The organism is Candidatus Poribacteria bacterium (genome assembly GCA_021295715.1).
Taxonomy (GTDB): Bacteria; Poribacteria; WGA-4E; order WGA-4E; family WGA-3G; genus WGA-3G.
Window position 1 is genome coordinate 1 of record JAGWBV010000032.1, and the last position, 19,327, is coordinate 19,327.

At 47.1% G+C, this 19,327-nt stretch carries 15 protein-coding genes; 11 read left to right on the plus strand and 4 right to left on the minus strand.

Features of this window, described 5'->3' with window-relative positions; genetic code table 11:
- Positions 1–249: transposase (locus J4G07_09890; protein MCE2414305.1), on the minus strand; the 249-nt coding region annotated here is incomplete at its 3' end.
- Between the two features lie 429 nt (positions 250–678).
- Between J4G07_09890 and J4G07_09895 the strand changes: the two genes are divergently transcribed.
- A complete protein-coding gene (locus J4G07_09895; GenBank protein MCE2414306.1) occupies positions 679–1,500 on the plus strand; it encodes a sugar phosphate isomerase/epimerase in 822 nt (273 codons plus the stop codon).
- 111 nt (positions 1,501–1,611) lie between these two features.
- Here the strand turns inward: J4G07_09895 and J4G07_09900 are convergent, their stop codons facing one another.
- The gene (locus J4G07_09900) at positions 1,612–2,400 is read right to left on the minus strand and encodes a phytanoyl-CoA dioxygenase family protein (protein MCE2414307.1); all 789 of its coding nucleotides are present in this window, start codon (positions 2,398–2,400) and stop codon (positions 1,612–1,614) included.
- Positions 2,401–2,689: 289 nt separating this feature from the next.
- On the opposite strand from J4G07_09900, the gene J4G07_09905 reads away from it, so the two are divergent.
- From J4G07_09905 to J4G07_09950, 10 genes are all read left to right on the plus strand, one after another.
- Positions 2,690–4,939: a carbohydrate binding family 9 domain-containing protein gene (locus tag J4G07_09905; protein ID MCE2414308.1), complete on the plus strand. Its 2,250-nt coding sequence runs from the start codon at positions 2,690–2,692 to the stop codon at positions 4,937–4,939.
- A 298-nt stretch (positions 4,940–5,237) separates the two neighbouring features.
- Complete coding sequence (locus tag J4G07_09910; GenBank protein ID MCE2414309.1) at positions 5,238–5,606, plus strand: EamA family transporter; 369 nt, start codon at positions 5,238–5,240, stop codon at positions 5,604–5,606.
- A 2-nt stretch (positions 5,607–5,608) separates the two neighbouring features.
- On the plus strand, positions 5,609–6,037 hold the full coding sequence (locus tag J4G07_09915) for a hypothetical protein (GenBank protein ID MCE2414310.1): 429 nt from the start codon (positions 5,609–5,611) through the stop codon (positions 6,035–6,037).
- 101 nt (positions 6,038–6,138) lie between these two features.
- On the plus strand, positions 6,139–7,482 hold the full coding sequence (locus tag J4G07_09920) for a PD40 domain-containing protein (protein ID MCE2414311.1): 1,344 nt from the start codon (positions 6,139–6,141) through the stop codon (positions 7,480–7,482).
- A 105-nt stretch (positions 7,483–7,587) separates the two neighbouring features.
- Entirely contained in the window at positions 7,588–8,550 is a 963-nt protein-coding gene (locus tag J4G07_09925) for a zinc-binding dehydrogenase (GenBank protein ID MCE2414312.1), read from the plus strand.
- Complete coding sequence (locus J4G07_09930) at positions 8,541–9,119, plus strand: methyltransferase (protein MCE2414313.1); 579 nt, start codon at positions 8,541–8,543, stop codon at positions 9,117–9,119. The genes J4G07_09925 and J4G07_09930 overlap by 10 nt, the downstream gene beginning before the upstream one ends.
- Before the next feature lie 214 nt (positions 9,120–9,333).
- Positions 9,334–10,845: a transglutaminase domain-containing protein gene (locus tag J4G07_09935; GenBank protein ID MCE2414314.1), complete on the plus strand. Its 1,512-nt coding sequence runs from the start codon at positions 9,334–9,336 to the stop codon at positions 10,843–10,845.
- A gap of 216 nt (positions 10,846–11,061) precedes the next feature.
- Positions 11,062–13,380, plus strand: a complete 2,319-nt coding sequence (locus tag J4G07_09940) for a BatA domain-containing protein (protein MCE2414315.1) — start codon at positions 11,062–11,064, stop codon at positions 13,378–13,380.
- Positions 13,380–15,350: a hypothetical protein gene (locus tag J4G07_09945; GenBank protein ID MCE2414316.1), complete on the plus strand. Its 1,971-nt coding sequence runs from the start codon at positions 13,380–13,382 to the stop codon at positions 15,348–15,350. The genes J4G07_09940 and J4G07_09945 overlap by 1 nt, the downstream gene beginning before the upstream one ends.
- Before the next feature lie 140 nt (positions 15,351–15,490).
- Positions 15,491–17,422 (plus strand): hypothetical protein, encoded by a 1,932-nt coding sequence (locus tag J4G07_09950; protein ID MCE2414317.1) that lies wholly within the window; start codon positions 15,491–15,493, stop codon positions 17,420–17,422.
- Between the two features lie 10 nt (positions 17,423–17,432).
- Here the strand turns inward: J4G07_09950 and J4G07_09955 are convergent, their stop codons facing one another.
- Both J4G07_09955 and J4G07_09960 read right to left on the minus strand, forming a co-directional pair.
- On the minus strand, positions 17,433–18,410 hold the full coding sequence (locus J4G07_09955) for a DUF4097 family beta strand repeat protein (protein MCE2414318.1): 978 nt from the start codon (positions 18,408–18,410) through the stop codon (positions 17,433–17,435).
- Between the two features lie 201 nt (positions 18,411–18,611).
- On the minus strand, positions 18,612–19,196 hold the full coding sequence (locus J4G07_09960) for a hypothetical protein (protein MCE2414319.1): 585 nt from the start codon (positions 19,194–19,196) through the stop codon (positions 18,612–18,614).
- Positions 19,197–19,327: the final 131 nt, after the last annotated feature.

The window sequence follows — 19,327 nt, forward strand, 5'->3', positions numbered from 1 at the left end:
ATACGTCGGGTGATTTCTTTCGTTTTTCTGCTTCGGTAGCAAATATGCAATCTTGACATGTTCACCGCGAAAGGTCATACCTTTGTGTTTTTTACACGATTTGAACTGTGGGTGACCTCTACCAAGTGTTTTCATTTCACGAAAACTTTGTGCCAAACGCTTAAGCATATTTTGCAAAGCCCATGAGTAGGGGATATTCCAATGTTGGTACTTCTCAAGTTTCTTGAGCTTCGTCAAATGGGCAGACATTTTCTGATAGGAAAGTCCTTTGCCATACCGACGGTAATACCGCATGGACACCGCAAGGAAGTGATTTCGCACAACGCCGATGATATTCAACTCGTCGCACAAGTGGTGCAACGTCTTATCTTTGAAAAGTTTGTGTTTTGTATTTCGCATAGATTTTCACACATCACACTCTTAACCCCTGTAAAGTGGGTAGGACCGACACACAACCAAGCGGTTGCGCTTTACATGTCGGTCCAGTGTGATATGAGTATTAAACCACAATTAAGGCTAAATGTCAACTCTTTTTTTTAGGCGTTTGGTCTAATCCACTAAGGCGGTGTCTACATCCCAAACCTAAAGGATTGGGTTTTGACACCGAAATCTGATAAAAGGAAAAGTCGGACGCAAACAACCTGATTGAAAACGTAAAAGACAGAAGGAGATGTAACAGTGATCGGTATCTCTTACCATGCTGGTGGGATGAAAGACATCCCCCTACAAGAAGTTATCACGATTCTCGCCGATGCAGGCTACGACGCAATCGAGATGATGTGCGGTCCAGAAGCGCATATTCCCTCTGGCGAAGTTACCGATGGTTTGCTCAAAGAGGTTAAAACGATGGTCGACGACAGCGGGTTAAAGGTCTCTGTCATTAATCCTTTCACGGGAAAAGGTTTATACCAACTGGCAGCGGAGAACCAGCAGGAAGCAGTTGACCATTACGCGCTTCTTCAAGACGTAGCCGTCGCACTGGGGGCGGGTGGCGTTAATTTCCTGACGGGGTATGGCGGCGAGAAAGGCGACGCGTTCGCATGGCGACTCCTCGTTGATGCCCTGAAGCCGATCTGCCGACGCGCTGAAGAACTCGGTATCACAATGAACATCCACAACCACGAAGCGACGACAATAGATGCCTCTTCAAAAGTTACGCTTCTGATTGAACACGTTGGCTCTGACGCATTAAAATCCCTCAACGACATCACCAATTTTTATCATATCGGTGAAGACATCGCCGAAGTCACCGAAAAACTCGGACCGCTTACTACGCATTGCCATGTAAAAGGCGTGACAGGGATGTATCCCTACAGCACTTTCCTGATTCCGGGCGAAGAGGGAGATGAGTTGGATTTCCGAACCTTTGCCGAGAGTTTAGGGAAAGTCGGTTACGATAAGTATATCTCGGTAGAAACGTTCCCCCACATGCGCATGGAGAAGGCACAAATCGCTCACGACATGATGGCGAACACATTGAAAGAATTAGGTTTACGGTGAAATAAATGTAGCCTGCAACATCGGTGCAGGGTTTTTGCTTGGGTGTTTCCCCTAGGTCTACGGAAAGGAACGTGAAGTTATCAACCCACCTGACCGACCCGCAAGGTATAATTAAAAATCCAATGCTTTGATGCCGGGCCAATCCCGCCACATATCCTCATTCGGCGGTTCCTCCTGCGTTTGTTCTAATTCCGTTTTCCGAAAATCGTATAGCACTGCCTGCCGGATCTGCCGCGAGTAGTTATGCCCAGCAGCATGACCGATGCGATGGTGCCAGAAGACGACATCCCCCGCATTACCGTAGCACTCAACCCCCGGCTCTCTGCTGAGACGCTCGCGGTCGGTTTCATATTGCGGTGTCGGCTCGTTCTTGTATTGGGAATGGTAATCGTAATAGAAGATTTTGTGGCTCCGGGGCCAGACAGTAAATCCACCACCTTCCGGCGGCACATCGTCAATATAGCCGACAGCGCCGAGATGAAACGGATGTGCGTCAACATGACACCCAATTGATTTCTTCGGAACATCGCCGTAAGGTAGCGTGCAATAGATACCACGGACCCGGTTGGGGTGCACCAAATTTCCCTTACCCAAGAATTGCTCTGCCATCCGCCAGACGTTCGGATCGGTAGCAAGGAGTTGAACCATCCAATCTTCGCCACCCGGTTCACGGAAGTTCCACCGGAACCCGCGCCGATTGTTGTCTTTATCAATGTTTTCCTCTTCAGCGGTGAAGGGTCCTATCCAAGTATCGGGATCATCACGTCTACGTCCTTCGGGCGCGCCATCCCAGAGTCTTGCCCGTGCCCGCTCCATCAATTCCGGGTTCAGGACGTTGCGTTTCACCAAGTACCCTTCATTTCTGAAAAATTCAATGTCTTCTCGTGTAAGTTCAACCATTTTTTAAGTATTCCTTGTGGTTAAATGACGTGAGTTTACGCATTAACGCTCTTTGCTCAAATTCGCTCTCTATTTCATTATGAACTACGCACTTTATACTACGAAGACGCATCATTGGACAATTACGCTAACTACATTTCAAGAATTTTAAAGGAATTTAACGATTTTTTCAAGGAAAAGCAACAATTGTCTCACCCCGCACACTGTAAAGATGAAGAGGGTAGCGTTAGATACTTCACCGAGAACGGCAAAATTTGACAACATACGGTGTTTCAACTATAATTAACGCATGTCAAAATTCGTCGTTGTTCTACTGCTATTCATTGCCTATCCACTATACCTTTTTGCGCACCCAGAAGGCATGGGTGAACATGTCGTTGAAGCCCACCGGATTGTAGGCGAACCCCCACAAATTGACGGGATGCTGGATGATGCTGTGTGGCAACGCGCAGAACCCCGCAGCGGTTTTGTTCAACTCGAACCGTCACGCGGTAATCCCGCAACTGACGATACAGAATTCCGCATCGCTTACGATGTGCATAACATCTACGTTGCATTCCGATGTTACGACGCTGAGCCGAATAAAATCATCAATCGGATGACGCGGCGTGGCGATCTCTATGACTCGGAAGTTATTTCCTTTTTCATCGATCCTCATCACGATCACCGGACAGGCTATAAATTCGCTACAAACCCAGCGGGCGTCCAGAGTGATAACTACCGGTACGAGGACACACAACGCGACAGCAACTGGAAAGGAATTTGGTGGGTTGAAAGCAGTATTAATGAACAAGGGTGGTGTGCCGAGTTTAAAATTCCGTTCGCAAACTTTCGATTTACCGACTTCTCACATAAATCTGGGCCAACACAAATTTGGGGATTTGATGTGGAGCGGGTAAATCGTCGGAAAAGCGAGGTTACGGTATGGAAACAGCTAACACAAGCCGGTGTTGTCACGCGGATGTCTGATTTAGGACACATTGTAGGTATTCAAGGCATTGAGACCGGAAAAAATTTTGAAATCTCACCCTATCTCTTAGGGGGTGGTATGGGTGCCGCCGATGCCGATTTAACAAGCCAATTCGGAACGGGTTTGGATGTGCAATACAGCCTCACGAGTGCCTTGAAGGCGAACGTTACCGTTAATCCTGATTTCGCTCAAGTTGAGGCAGACCAATTAGAGATTAATCTGACCCGATTCCCGACGCGTTTTCCTGAAAAACGTCCGTTTTTTGTTGAAGGAAACAGTTTTTTTGAAACGCCTTATGACCTGATGTTCAGTCGTCGTATCGGGAGTCGTGGTAACATCCTTTGGGGCAGTAAACTTACCGGTAAAATCGGTAAATACTCCGTTGGAGTCTTGGGAAACCAAACCGGTGAATTCAGGTTTTCTGAGAGCACCCCGTCCGAAAAGGAGGAGGCGTGGTTTTCTGCAATCCGTGTTAAACGCGACATCCTCAAACGTTCAAATATTGGAGTCCTATTCGTGAATAAAGAACAGCCCGGTAGTGAAAGGTGGAGTCATAGCCGAGTGGGTGGTGTTGATATGAACCTCGCTTTGGGCAAAACCTATCACCTCACGGGGCAATACGCGGGTAGTTTCCATCCGGGCGAAGATAGTGATAACTTCGCGTATACGGTTGATTTCGCACAGCGCAACTATCTCTGGAGTAGCGACATTGGATTTGAACGGGTCGCGCCGCATTTTGAAATTAATCAGACAGGGTTTCTGCGGAAAGAACGAAACCGTGGCTGGCAACGTGTTTCTATGCGGTCCTCCTATTCTCCGCACTGGGGAAAGCACCAATTTTTTTCGGGTATAACCGCTCGTCTCTCTCAAAGCCTTTATACACCCGCGTATTTTGCGGAGTGGCGAGAACGTAACCCGGAGTTGTCCCTTTCGCCTGATTTCGATGAAGACCTGTTCAGATGGAGTGTTGGTGGAAATGTCGGGATGGATTTTAGGGAAATTCTCTTGGATGATATCATGGTGTACTATGATCGAAGCCGGGAAGTTGAACTCACAGAAGTATTTACAGCAGACAGATACGGGTTTGAGATGGATACCGATTCCACAAAACCCATTGCTATCGGTATCGGCGTGGATTTCGCCGACTATTTTAACTTTGGACGACAGCAAGCTGGCAAACAGCGGAGCCTCATGCTTGAGACCACTATCCGTCCACAGAGCAATTTGTCTATAGAGTTAGACAGCGGCTACGCCCAGAGTTTTGATTTGGAGGGGGCAATTGATGGTAGGTTCTTCGTTAGCTCATTGCGTGCTACTTACCTGTTCACGCGAGAGTCGTTTCTCCGGATGTTCGCGCAAACCAATAGGGAACGTCCACTTTCTATGGAAATTCATCAGACGTATCTGCTGAGTTTTCTATTTGGATGGGAATATAGTCCGAAGAGTCACCTGTTCATTGCCTATAACGAAGCTTGGGGCGATGCTCCTGTTGGAGCAGCCTCCAACCGTCAGTTGCAACTGGAAAACCGTGTCATTGTCATTAAAGTGACGTATCTCTATAACTTATAGTCGTCAGTTACCACTTGTTAGTTAAAAGACAGATTTGTTAACCTAATAGTCTGTCATATCTAAACTGATAGGTGTGTTCGACTGATTTTGTCGGGTTTCACTCCGTTCTACCCGACCTACAAAAAGTCAAAATAACGTTGATAGACTACTAAGCTTCCCTTTTAACTGAAGACCGTAGCCTGCAACACCGGCGCAGGCGGATATGAGGAATGGGCATCAAGTCCAAACGCAGGTCGTTCCTCCGCAAGGTAAAATTAAAATTTTAATAAAAAGAGTAGAGGTGTGGTATAATAAAGCCATGAAAGATTTTTTACTGCTATTTTTCAACGTTTTGCTAACGGTAATGGGACAGATTTTGTTTAAACACGGCATGAACACGATCGGTCGTATCAATAGCCTACGAGACGCTACGGGCAAATTGGCGCAGGCATTCCTGAACCCTTATATCCTCAGTGGAATTGCCATATACGGTTTTACAACGCTCGTTTGGCTGATTATCCTGTCGCGTGTTAAACTGAGCATTGCGTATCCGATGTTAAGTTCTGGGTATGTCCTGTCAATCCTGTTTTCCTGGATGTTGTTCAAAGAATCTATCCCTAAGATTCGTATCATAGGTGCTCTGATTATCTGTATTGGGGTCTACCTTGTGGCACAAGGAGAATCTTAACAATGGTAGATCCCGCAAATACGCGTGTTGCCGCCAGCAATTCTTTCGTTGCGATGATCCTGTCCGCAATTCTTCCAGGACTCGGTCAACTCTATTTAGGGCAGCTTCTAAAAGCGATTCTCCTTTTTACCATTTTCGCTTCTGCTATTGGTATTTTCTACCTCAATTCACTGCCAGTAACAGGATGGGATGATTTAATGCGGTTCAAACCCGCAACGCCGGAGAACACCTCAACAGACGAAACCCGCAACGCTGAAGCACAGGAGCCTTATTCAATTCACATCTGGACGTTCGATGATGGCGAAAAACTGATGTACCGACCTTCATGGAAACTGAAAATCAGTGCATCTGTCCAAGGTATTTTATGTTGGCTCTACGCAGTTGGTGATGGATGGCGGGGCAGGCGTAGAACCAGAAGACACCATAATTAATTTTCTGTAGGAAGGAACTCCGATTCCCGACTGATAACTTCTATCTTGGTGATAGTTAACAACTAACTGTATTACAAACTATCGTGGAACGTAATGGAGCGATGCACAGAAGTCAATCGTTTAAAATAATAATTCAGTGGAGCCTCCTCATTGTATTGGTAACCGGGTGCCAAGATGATACGGCGGTTCTGAAAAAGAGTGAAGAACTTCTGAACGCTGGAACGCCACAAGCAGCAGTGGAAGAACTGGAGGCTTATATCGAAACGGTGCCTGAGGAGCCGAAGGCACGAATGTTGCTCGGGAAAGCCTACAATGACTTAGGGCGTTATAACGACGCGGTGCTGGAGTTACAGAAGGCATCACAACTTTATGCCGCACAACCGGAAGAACGGATTGCAGCACGACTTGAGTTGGCTCGTACCTATTTAAGATTCGGTGATAGGGGTTCCGCTTTTCGTGTGCTACGACTCGTTCAGCGGAGCACACTGGATCCTGAAGTGTTGCGCGAAATTATTGAACTCGTCGGAGACACTTATCATACAAAACAGTTGACCCGTGGTGATTCAGATAACTATTCACCTACCTTTTCTCCGGACGGCAGACAAATTGCCTTTGCATCCTTTCGACTCGACAATGGCGAAATCTATTTAATGGACTTAAATGGGCGTATCCAACGGCGTGTAACCTTCACAACAGATTTCAACGATAGTTCACCGGCGTTCCTCAAGACCCCAAACTATCTGTTCTATAGCAGCGAACCGAAGTCATCTCGCGAAGTTAAAGTTGTCATCCAAAGCAGCGGCTCCACTCCGATTTACGCCGGATTCCATGTAACACATATTCATAGCAAAATAACGCGAACCGTTTTACCTGTGAGTTTCGGTGCCCGTGTGCCTCGGACATCGCCTGTTGAAGATCAAGTTGTTTATGAATCCAATGTAGATGGGAATCTGGAATTATATCTCATCAATTTAGCAGGGCTTGATCTCGCACAACTCACACCAGAAGACATTGAGCCGAAACGTATCACTTTTAACGAAACCGATGACGGAAGTCCCGCGTTCTTCCCGGACGGAAAACGCATTATATTTGTCTCCTCTCGCAATGAAGTAAACCAACTTTACACCATAGACATTGACGGAAAAAATGAGAAACATTTCAATCCAAGTCGCTGGGGGTGCTACAATCCCACGGTGTCGCCTGATGGAAAAACGATTGCGTATGTCTCCGCCAGAGAAGGCGACTGGGAGGTATATCTCATTGATGCAGATGGTAAAAATGAGCGGCGGATTACCAGTGACATCGGTAGGTCTATTCAACCCGCCTTTTCGCCTGATGGTCGCTACCTCGCGTATGTTTCCGATAGGAGTGATACTTTCCACATCTACCTGATGTCTCTCGACAAACCTGTCACTCGTGAGGATTTAGCCAGACGCTTACAATAGCCGTCGGCAGTCAGCCGTCGGCAGTCAGTAGAGCATGTGGCAGGTGAGAACGTTTGCAACCGCCACAGGTCCCTGATAGCCATTAAGAAAGGAGGTTAGAAAATCATGTTGCGAGTAACTAAACCAGAAGGCTTCGGCAACATCCAATTGGAAGAAGTGCCGATGCCGGAAATCAATGCGGAGCAGGTTAGAGTACAGACGGACACGACCTTAATCAGTCGAGGTTCCGAACTATTTCGACGGTATATCCGAGAAGAGGCAGTTTCGCCCTCAATTATGGGGTATTCTCTCACAGGCGTTGTGGATGCAGTTGGCGCAGCGGTAGAAGATTATCAAGTCGGTGAACGCGTCATGGTTGTAGCACCACACGCGGAATATGTCGTTGCTGAACCGAACGCAACTGAGGGACGCATCGTCCCGCTCCTTGACGACGTTAGTTTTGAAGAGGGAACTTTTCTACCGCTGGCAACCAGTGCTGTCGCTTGGTCAGATTCGTCTGGCGTTAAAGCTGGGGATACCATCGTCATTCTGGGACAAGGCTTGGTGGGTAGCCTGATGATGCAGGTGTTGCAAGGCTACAATCCCGAACGGATTATAACTGTGGACGCGTTGACACTGCGATGCGAATTGTCAGCAAAACTCGGTGCCAATACGGTCATAAATGCTGAGGATGTAGATCCCGTGGAAGCCGTCCTGGGTCTCACGGGTGGCAAAGGGGCAGATCTCGTGGTCGATTGTGTCGGTGGATACGCCGGAGTCAAATCCTTCGAGCAAGCACAAGATATGACACGTCGGTTCGGTATTATCCAGCTCATCGCTCTCTATCAACAGGCACCCTTACCTTTACACTCCTCAAAGATGATGAGCAAACGCCTCGTCGCAGGTATCTTAACGGATGAACCCCGTTCTCAGATTGCAGCGCGCGCCTTGCGAAAGATACAGAATAACGAAATCCGCGCCTCTGAGATGATTACCCATCGTTTCCACTATAAGGAAGCGAAAGATGCGTTTGACCTGCTCTGGAATACTCCTGGTGATGCACTCGGAGTCCTGATAAAATGGCAGTAGATTCCTTTCCACGAGAAGTCAACTTCCGAGCGGAAATGCGTGATGCCTCCCTTACCTTTTCTGCAACGTGGGGACTTTTCTCGCCAAAAGCGATTGATGCAGGAACACACCTGCTGATTGAGCACTTGGATATCCAAGAAGGCGACATCTGTCTCGACCTCGGATGCGGATATGGTGCCGTCGGTGTCACGCTCGCCAAATGCACGCAAACGGCAACTGTCTATATGGTCGACAAGGATTTCGTAGCAGTTGATTACGCCCGTAAAAACGTGAAACAGAATCAACTTCAGAATTGTCACGTCCTTCTGAGCAACGGTTTTAGTCATCTCCCCGATATTCAATTCGACCTCATTGCCTCTAACCTGCCCGCTAACGTCGGAAAGGAACTCCTACAGATTTTTCTCGCTGATGCGAAGCAGCATCTCAAGCCCAACGGACGACTTTATGTTGTTACCATTTCAGGACTTCGAGCGTTCATCAAGCGTAACTTTCTGAACATATTTGGAAACTATCAGAAGGTCAAACAACGCCACACCCATACTGTTGCTATGGCAACCCGCGACGGATAACTGATTACCGCTGGCTGCTTTCGCGGTGGACTTGACATAGGCACATCCATCAGGTATAATTAACGTATCTTGATTAAAAGCTTTTACAGGATAATCCTAAGTGCATAGCCCGTAATGTAATGGAGGGCGGATTTAAGGAACGCACGTCAAAGTTCTAACGCCCGTCGTTCCTCCGCAAGGAATAATTAAAAATCCGCAAGGAATAATTGAAAATTTGAAATGTTATCATCTACGCCGCTTTGTGTTTGTAGGCATGGCAATGATACTTCTTAATATTGGCTTGCAAGCAGCGATACCAGCGGACACCGCGGGCGAAAAACAAAACACATTCCAGAATATGCTAAACCATCCCCAAGAGCATTGGTACAGCCTTACCCTGATGAACACCAAAATCGGTTACATGCACACGTCTATTGAAGGAACTGAACATCACGGGGAACAGGTCGCTCGGAACAAAACCGATATAGTTATGAACTTTAAGGCACTCGGGACCGATATAACAATTGAAATTACGCGCGTTGAATACACAGGTCCGGACTTAATGCCGCGCCATTTTCTTTTGACATCTAATGAATCGGGTTTGAAACAAATTGAAGGTCGAATTGTAGATGGAATCGCTCACGTTAAAACAACACTCAACGGTGAAACCACCGAGTCAGAAATTCCGATCCCCTCGGACACCGTTTCTGAGCATACAGGTGTCGCGTCCGTGTTAACCCAGAAAGGGCTTAAAACAGGCGATAAACAAACCTTTCATACGTTCATTTTTGATCTCCTGAAACCTGTGAAAACGGAAATTGAGGTTTTAGGGGAAGATACTTTCACCTATCGGTCAGAGGAAAAACAGGTCTATGTTTTGAAGCAGACAATGGACATGATGAATGGTATTACCGCAAAACTGTGGATTGACCCTAATGGCGTGAGTTATCGAACAGAGGTGCCATTGATGGGGCTTTCCATGGTAACGACGAAAACCGACAAGGAAACTGCCCTGGGTGGTATTGAAGAAGTTGACGTTGTCTTAAAAACTCGTATCCTTCCCTCTGGCGAGCTCCCGATCCCAAAAGCAAAACACCTTGAGGCAGAAGTGAAACTTCCAACAGGGAACATCGCCGAAGTTGTTATGTCTACGCCACGGCAAAAACTTGAGGCAAACACTGCACACGCTGGTAAACTCTCTATTCAGGTGCCATCAATTGTCGCCGAAGACTGTCCGAATCTCCCTATCCAGAATGCAGAAGGCGAATTCCTTACCGCAAGTGCCTATATTCAAGCCGATCACCCCGATATTCAATCGAAAACTGAAGATATTTTGGAGGACGAAATCAATTCATGGCGCGCAGCGGAAAAAATATGTCGATGGGTTTATGCCTCTATTAACGACAAAAAGATGAGTGGGGGCTTTGCATCGTCATTAACAGCACTGCAATCGCTCTCTGGAGATTGCACGGAGCATACAGTATTATTTATCGCTCTGGCGCGTGCTGCAGGCATTCCCGCGCGAATCTGCTCCGGTATTGTATTCGCAAAGGATGCCTTCTATTACCATTTCTGGCCCGAAGTCTACGTCGGTGAATGGGTGCAAATGGACCCAACGTTGGACCAGACCATCGCTGATGCGAATCACATTCAACTCGGCGGAAGCATCTTGGAGTCGGACAATCTTATGGAATACGCAGCAGATGTTTTCCAGACGCTCAATCAACTTGAAATTACCATTTTCTAATTTACCTTGCCGATCTTTAATTATGCCTTGCGGGTAAGTAACGCAATTTGGAATTTCACGCTTTTCGTGTTCGAGTCGTCTTCCATTTCATTACAGACTTATGCTTTGACTTAAAAAACAGAAAACGTAGCCTGCAACACCGGCGCAGGCGACTCGTAAGAGAAGCACGTAAAGGTTTCTAACCCACGTCCCTTCTCCGCAAGGTAAATTTAAAAAATGGCATTTCTCAACCCATTTTTCCTTTTCGGACTTCTCGCCACTGGTATCCCTTTAGTCATTCATCTCTGGAACCGTCGTCGTGTTGTGACAATCGATTTTAGCAGTCTGATATTCATCACAGCCGCACACCGCGAAAATGCTCGCCGATTCCAACTCCGTCAGTTTCTCATTTTGCTTCTAAGAATGGCAGTTATCGCACTCATTGCACTCGCATTGGCACGTCCTTTTTTGACACTCGGACTTCCAGTCGCATCTGTGCGGGCAAAGACAGATGTGATTATCGTCTTGGATAACTCTTACAGTATGGCGTATCAAGACATCAATGGCATCAGATTCGACAAAGCGAAAATTTTGGCAACCGACATCATTGACTCTTTGCGACATGGCGATAGAGCCGCCCTTATATTAATGTCAGACATCCCAAAACCTATCTTTCGGCAACTCACACCCGACATTGAGAGCGTTACTGAAGCGATTAACGATACAGAAACTTCCTACCGCACCACGAATGTTCACCCCAGCCTTGAACTCGCCCATGAAATTCTTGCTGAATCGGAGCAGCTCAACAAAGAAATCTATTTGATTTCAGACTTCGCTCAAAACGGATGGGAGAACTGGAATAGGCTTCCAAATCGATCGGGTGCACGCATTGCTCTGATTCCGGTTGCTAAGGGTGAAGCACATAACATAAGTATTAAAGAAATTCGTCCGTCCAATCAACTAATAGGCGTAGATTTACCATTTCAATTCAACGTGACGACTGTGAACCATTCAGTAGCACCTTTGAATCAAAATATACTCACGCTGTTTATTGGAGGCGAGAAACAAAAAACCATGAGTCTGTCTGCGGCAGCGAACGAATCGCTGAATACCGCCCTAACATACAACTTTTCGACGCCCGGTACGCATATCGGTTACCTCACGCTAACGGACGATCGCCTTAATATCGACAATCGACATTATTTCGCTTTCGATGTCCTCGGTGAAGTCCGCGTCCTTTGTGTCGGCGAACAAACGGAATATCTAACATTGGCGTTAAATCCACATACAGATGGTTTCCGTCAGCAAAATAGCGGTCAGTCGTCAGTGGTCAATCGTCAGTTAAGAGAGGATTTGGTTAAATCAGATTCCTCTTTAACGGATAACCGAAAACTGATAACTGATAACTATTCCAATACCATGATTCTACCAACGCAGTGCACACCTGATGAATTTGAGACCTTTCCGTTGGAAGACTATGATGTCATTATCCTTGCTGATGTAGGGACAATATCGCTCCGAATGAGTGCCCAACTTCAAGAATTCATTCGCCAAGGTAAAAGTCTTATTGCCTTCGTGAGTTCTCACAGCGACCCCACAAGCTACAACTTGTCTCAAAATGCTTGGTTACCTGCCCAACTTGGGAATCCGCTAACCTGGGTCCCACCACAACGAGTGCAGGCTTATGAGGAAACACATCCTATTTTCGACATTTTTCCAAGCGAAGGATTCTCTATGCAATACGCGCCGCAGTTTTACAATGGCATAGCACTACAGCCTTCGTCGGAGTCTAACGTTATTGCACGTTTCGGTGATGATACTCCCTTCCTCGTTGAACGAAGTCAAGGAACAAGTGCCGTGATGCTTTATAACTGTGGCTTGCTCGCTCGACTGGTGCCCGCGTCTCCTACAACGTCTGCTCGCACGGCGACCTACACAAACGATCTGCTCGTTAATCCGTATTTCCTGCCGATGCTGCAACAAAGTGTGCTTTACGCGACAATAGCCAGCAATAATATTTTAACAGGGCGTAGACATGTCGGGGACACCTATACAGGATACTATCCTCGGAGTGCCGGTGGAAAAGCGTCTATTCGTTTAATGACTGTCGGCAGTCAGCAAGAGGCGAGTGGTTCACTGGAAACCGATGGTTTCCAAAGGTTTCCGATAGCCGTTCTTCCAATCGCCGAAGACGGCACACTGCGATTTCAAGACACAGAACTTCCAGGCATCTATCAAGTCGAGGTGCAAACACAAAACAGAATTCAACGCGACTTTTTTGCTGTTAATGTGGATACGACTGAATCTGATTTAACAGGGATCCCGTTGGCACAGGCAGCGGCGAGAGTCGGCGCGCAAACAACAGCAGATCAGGAAATCGAAGGAACAACGGTAGCGGCTGATGCTTACAACGTTCAGCGACACGGTAGAGAAATTTGGGGTGAATTGCTCATTTTAGTCGTCTGTCTTATGCTTTTTGAAAGTTTTCTCTCAAACCGGGGGCCCCAACCGTTACAGGGAAGGGGCGAAGGGACACTGACCGCAGGTGGAGTATAATGGCAGATCTTTTGTATGTCACGCGTCCATTTCGGATTTTGTGCGCAATCGTCTTACTGAGTGTCAGTGTCCAACTTGAAATTTCATCAGAAACGGTAGATGCTACGCAGAAAAAAAAAGCGGTTTTAGCAAATGAAGCGAGCATTGTACGCAGCCTCGTAATTGATGGAAACGAATCGTTCTCTGAACAGCAAATCCGTGTGCTAATGCGGACAGATGTCTGGAGTGTTTACGATGCAACCGTTTTGAAAGCAGACCTTGAGGCGATTACACGTTTTTATCGGGAGAACGGGTACCGTTTCGCGCGTGTGGATGAAGCGCAACTCTCTGTGAAGAAATTCGCGGATGGTGTTTATCTCGGCATTGAGGTTGACGAAGGTCGTGTCGGCAACATTATCGTAACTGGGAATATACAGACGAAAGAAGACGTTATCCGCCGAGAGCTCCTGTTTATGCAGGGCGATATCTATACTGAAGCAGATAGAGAGGAAAGTGAACAGATCCTCCGCCGCAAGACTTATATTGGTGCCGCAAAGGTTGATGCCCAATGGGATGAACTGTCGGAATCCGTCACGATTCACGCCACTATTCGGGAACTTTTGTCCTTCCCATTTGGGGCGGATCTGAACCTAAACAACCAAAAAAGGTATTGGCTACTACAGTATCGAGATCCGAACATATTCGGCTCGGGTCAAAGCACCCTGTGGCGCTACGAAAGGATTAGTGAAGTAGGGGAAAAGACGCGTAGCCTTGTGAGAGGAAGGTATAATAACCCGCGACTCTTCAAGTCGCATTGGAACTTTGATGGTGAGTATATCCAGAAACGTGAAGGCGATGCCTTGGTTGTGCTACTGGAACGTCCCCAATATACCTTGAAAAGTCGATGGAGTGCAAGTGTTCGTTTGTCTGAATCGGTTAATCCGATATATTGGTATGAAAACGCGGAGAAAACCGATACGTTTGAACAAAATCTACAGGGAACCTTTGCAAACGTCCGGCGCTATTTCGGGGACCGACGCCAACAGAATTATATCGGGTTATGGGCAGCTTCACGACGTTCAAAATACGTACTTCTTGAAAAATCAAGCGGATCCGATGCAATGTTAGAGAACCGAGACCTAAAACGGATCGGATTCACCTTAGGTAGACAACGTATCGCATATCACAAAACCCGATTCCTCCGACGGATGGGGCAAGAGGAAAACTTTCTTATCGGTTCTCAATACGCGCTTTCTCTTGGATACGCTTCACCTTTATACGCCTCCGACCGGGCAGAATCTTACGCCGAACTGGCTTTGGTGTCCGGATGGATAAATGGAAGTAAGCTCTTTAACTTATCAACGTTGGCACTCAGCACGAACTTCACGAGTCGGATTGAACGTTCCATTCTCCAAGCGCAAACCTCTTGGTTTTATACAGATGTATTCAACGCAGGTGATATTTATACACTTGAAACCGGTTTTAGAGAGAACGGTCTCTTCGATTTTCATCAGACGTTTGTCGTGCAGTTTAAAACGGAAATGCAGTTTGGATGGACTGGACGCAGCCAAGTTCTCTTAGGAGCGTTCGATGGGTTACGCGGCTACGCCTATCGGCAGTTTAGTGGTGAAAAGATGATGTTGCTGAGCCTCGAAAGCCGAACGATATTCGGTGGAACGGTTTTCCGAAAAATAGATGAAGCACTGGCAGCGGTTGCAACATCTGTGGCGCGTCCCTTTAGCGACCGAAGCGTTCATCTCGGGGTTATGTTGAGCGGGGTCATATTTGCAGATGTTGGATACATCTGGAACGGCAAACACACCTTCAGTTTACTGAGACCCAAGCGAAGCGTTGGCTTTGGGTTGCGTGGAAGTCTCTCTCAGTTTAGTGGGACCGGTATTCTTCGAGTAGAATTCGCCTTCCCACTTGATCCACCCTTTTCCCCATCGTTTAGACCCCGGATTTTCTATGGTCAGGAGCGAACTTTTTAATTTATCTTTTGCGTCGTTTTTAAGGAAAAGTCTAAGCGAGTAGTCCGTAATGAAATGGAGGACAGATATACGGAGAGGCACTCTATGTATCAAACCCACCTGACCGAACCGCAAGGTATAATTAAAAAACGGAAAAGAACGTGAAACCATCAATCCACCTTACTGAATCGCAAGGTATAATTAAAAAAACGGAAAATATCACATGGCGAGCTATTCTGTTAGGATTGTTATCGCTTCCACTCAATATTTACCTCGTCGTTCAAACAGAAACGGTGTGGACAACACAATATCCCACCACGATGGCGATTTTCTTCAACGCCGTCTTTACCCTCTTCCTCGTTGCAATATTCAACCTATTCTTAACACGCCATCTCCCGAAATGGAAACTCACACAAGCAGAAATGCTAACGGTGTATCTCATGGTAACGCTTGCCTGCGTCGTTTGCGGACATGACCTATTGCAGGCGACAATGTGTGTTTTGGGGCACGCGGCGTGGTTCGCTACACCAGAGAATGAATGGCAAACGCTTTTCTTCCGCTACATCCCGGATTGGATTGCTGTAATGAATCGGCGTGCCTTAACCGGCTACTATGAAGGCACCTCAAATCTATTCGAGATAGAGCATATTCAGGCATGGCTCACACCGGTATTCGCGTGGCTTGTGTTCTTCTCTGCGTTGGCGTTCTCTATGATGATGCTCAGTGTTATTCTCCGTAAACAGTGGATTGAACATGAAAAGCTGAGTTATCCGATCATCTTACTCCCGTATGAAATGACGAAAGATGCGGGTTTCTACCGAAACCGACTCCTCTGGATAGGTTTTGCTATCGGATGCGGGATCGATTTGCTCAATGGAATTAGTTTTCTCTATCCTTACGTGCCGAGCATCCCTATCCGCCATGATATTGGAATCTTGTTCACAGAAAAACCGCTGAGTGCTATCGGTTCAACCCCTATTCATCTAAACCCCTATGCCATCGGAATTGGTTTCTTAATGCCGCTGGATTTGTCGCTCTCTTGCTGGCTGTTCTACCTTTTTTGGAAGGTACAACTCGTTTTTGGCGCAATGACAGGATTGAACCAGACACCGGGTTATCCGCACATTGATATGCAGTCGACGGGTGCATATTTTGGTCTCTGTTTCTTCGCACTTTGGATAACACACAAACACCTCTGGCAGGTTGCACGCAATATTTTAGGTTTGAAAACAAATCTTGATACAAGAAACGAACCGATGGGATACCGCGGTGCGTTTCTTGGGTTTCTGCTGGGTATCGCAGTTGTTTTTGGATTTTGCCTGAAGGCAGGAATGTCATGGTGGGGTGTACTTGGGTTCTTCAGCATACAATTTATACTTGTTTTAGCGTTCACCCGGATGCGTGCCGAACTTGGAACACCGACGATGGATTTCTATCGTGCCGGTCCTGGACTTTTTCTCACCTCGCTCGTTGGGTCCAGAAAGATTGGTGCTCCAACGCTAACAGGGTTCGCTTTCCTCTACGGGTTTACCCGTAATTACCGTTCGCAACCGATGCCGAATCAATTGGAAGGATTTAAACTCGCTGACAGAGGTGGAATCAACGTTCGTCAGATTCTCTGGGTGATGTGGGGTGCGACGGTTATTGGGCTGGTGATTGGCTTCGTTGCGTTCCTTCATGCTGGTTACTTACATGGTAATCTCGGAACGTGGCGCGGGCAGGAGGCTTTCAGTGATCTACAACGCTGGCTAACGCTACCGAACGACACAGACTGGGGACGCATGGGATTTTTTGGCTTCGGTATCACCCTGACGCTCACGACGCTCTTTATGCGCCTGCGATTTATTTGGTGGCAACTCCATCCACTCGCGTATCCGCTTGCGGGCAATTGGAACTTCGGTAGGCTTTGGTTTCCTGTATTCTTGGCGTGGGTGCTAAAGTCTATACTGATTCGCCACGGTGGGATCGGGGCGTATCGCCGAACACTGCCACTGTTTTTAGGGACAATGCTCGGCGAATTCGTGATGGGGAGTCTTTGGGCAATTTTAGGACTGTTTCTCGGACAGCGGATGTATTCGTTTAAACACTGGTAACCCTACGCCTTTAATCCGCTGCTTTTTGCAAATGGATGTTCCCGCCAGAGGTATGCAATTTCAGCAAGGGACCGCCGCCATTGATGCTACCTTTCAATCTATTTCTGGGAACCTTCCCCTGGATAATCGATGCCACCACAAAATCCGTTGAGACGCGTCCACCGCTGGTTTCCGCGTCTACGTCAATCGCAATATCTGGGATAAGCGTGACGGTTATTCCACCACCCGACGTGCGCAAACGACACGCCTCCTGGAGTTGTGTTTTCATAACGGCATGGATGGAGCCTCCCGAAGTTTTGGCATTTACATCGCCACCGACGTTTTGTAACCTGATACCACCGCCAGAGGTCTGGACATCTGCCCCTCCACTGCACCTGGCAACCTTGATACTGCCGCCTGATGTCTTGCCCCAGATAGAACCCTGAATCTCACCGAAGCGAAGACTACCGCCAGAAGTTTGTGCTTGAACGTCACCCGCGACATCGACGACTTCGATACTACCCCCAGATGTTTTCAAATCGATTGGACTCCCACACGATGTGAGTTTGATGCTGCCACCGGAGGTCCGTCCCCACACCGTTCCTGTGATGTTCCCGAAACCTAAACTCCCACCCGAGGTATGTGCTCGAACCTTACCCTCAAGGTCACCGACTTTGATGCTACTGCTTTGGGTCGTCAAATCAACATTATAGTTTTTGGGGACCGTCACGTGGAAACGAATTTCCAAGCGATTCAGTATTTTTCGCCAACGTTCTCGTCCATGTTTGAACTTACTCTCAGTATGAACATCGGTATCCTCGGGCGAGAATGATACCTCAAAGTCAGCAAGTGCTTCTTTTGCCGATCGTTTCAAGGATTTTGCCGCTTTTGTGATCACGATTTCAATCTCATCCTGTTCGGCGGTTTGGATTTCAATTGCTCCGAGTTCCGACGCAATTGTTAAACTTCCTCCAGCCTTGACGCTATATGTTCTTTCAATCTTTTCCAAAATCGATTCCTCCGCCGTTAGAGACATGGATTGGCAACCAACACTATAGAATAGAAGTAATGTTGAGAAAAAATGGATAGCGCGATAAACACTTTTATCATTTTGGCTATCAGCCATCGGCTGTCGGGAACCTTTAGACAAGAGGTTTATTCGTGAACTCTCGCTGCGAGGCAATCCGCTTGCTGATGGCTGACTCCTATTTTAAAGTTCTTTGTTCTGCTCAACCTGTTGTGTCCGAATCTCTTGGAGTATCTCTACAACAGTCTCCATTTGCCCTTCAAGCTTGGCAATACGCTGTTCGACAGATGTTGTGTCCTCATCATCGTCTGAGGTGACCTCAACGGTCTCCGCAACATCGGTATCATTTTCTTGTGTTTGTCCGCCCCATACGTCTTTGAGGAAGGTGGGCATTGATTGTCGCACAACTTCCCTGACATCCTTTAACTCATCACCAATTGTTTTCTTGATTTGTGTGAAGTCAACAAACTCATCAGCGCAGCTTTCTTTAACGTAGGCAGCGACTTGATGGCAGGCAAAGCAAACATCGCCGAAAGAGGCGTTATCGTCTTCCAGACGTTCAAACAGATCGTCGGGCACTGCACCGAGATCGGTCAGGAGTTCAAGTGCGTTGTTAAATTGCCGAGCGCATCGCTCCTCACTCCCTGAAAATTGATCTGTAATTGCTGAGGTTTCTATGATGCGTGCTGTCATTTCCAATAGCCTCAGAATCTGACGGATTTCCTTTTGCCGACGGATTTCCTTCTGAGCTTCACGTTCGTTAGACATGATTTTCTCCTATTGTCCCGCAGGTTTCCGCTATAGGAGACCCGCGCTTATGGATTTGCCTATATAGAGTCCCTTAAGACTAAAAAGGATAGTAAAATTTTTTACTATTTTATAGTTACCAGTTACAAGCG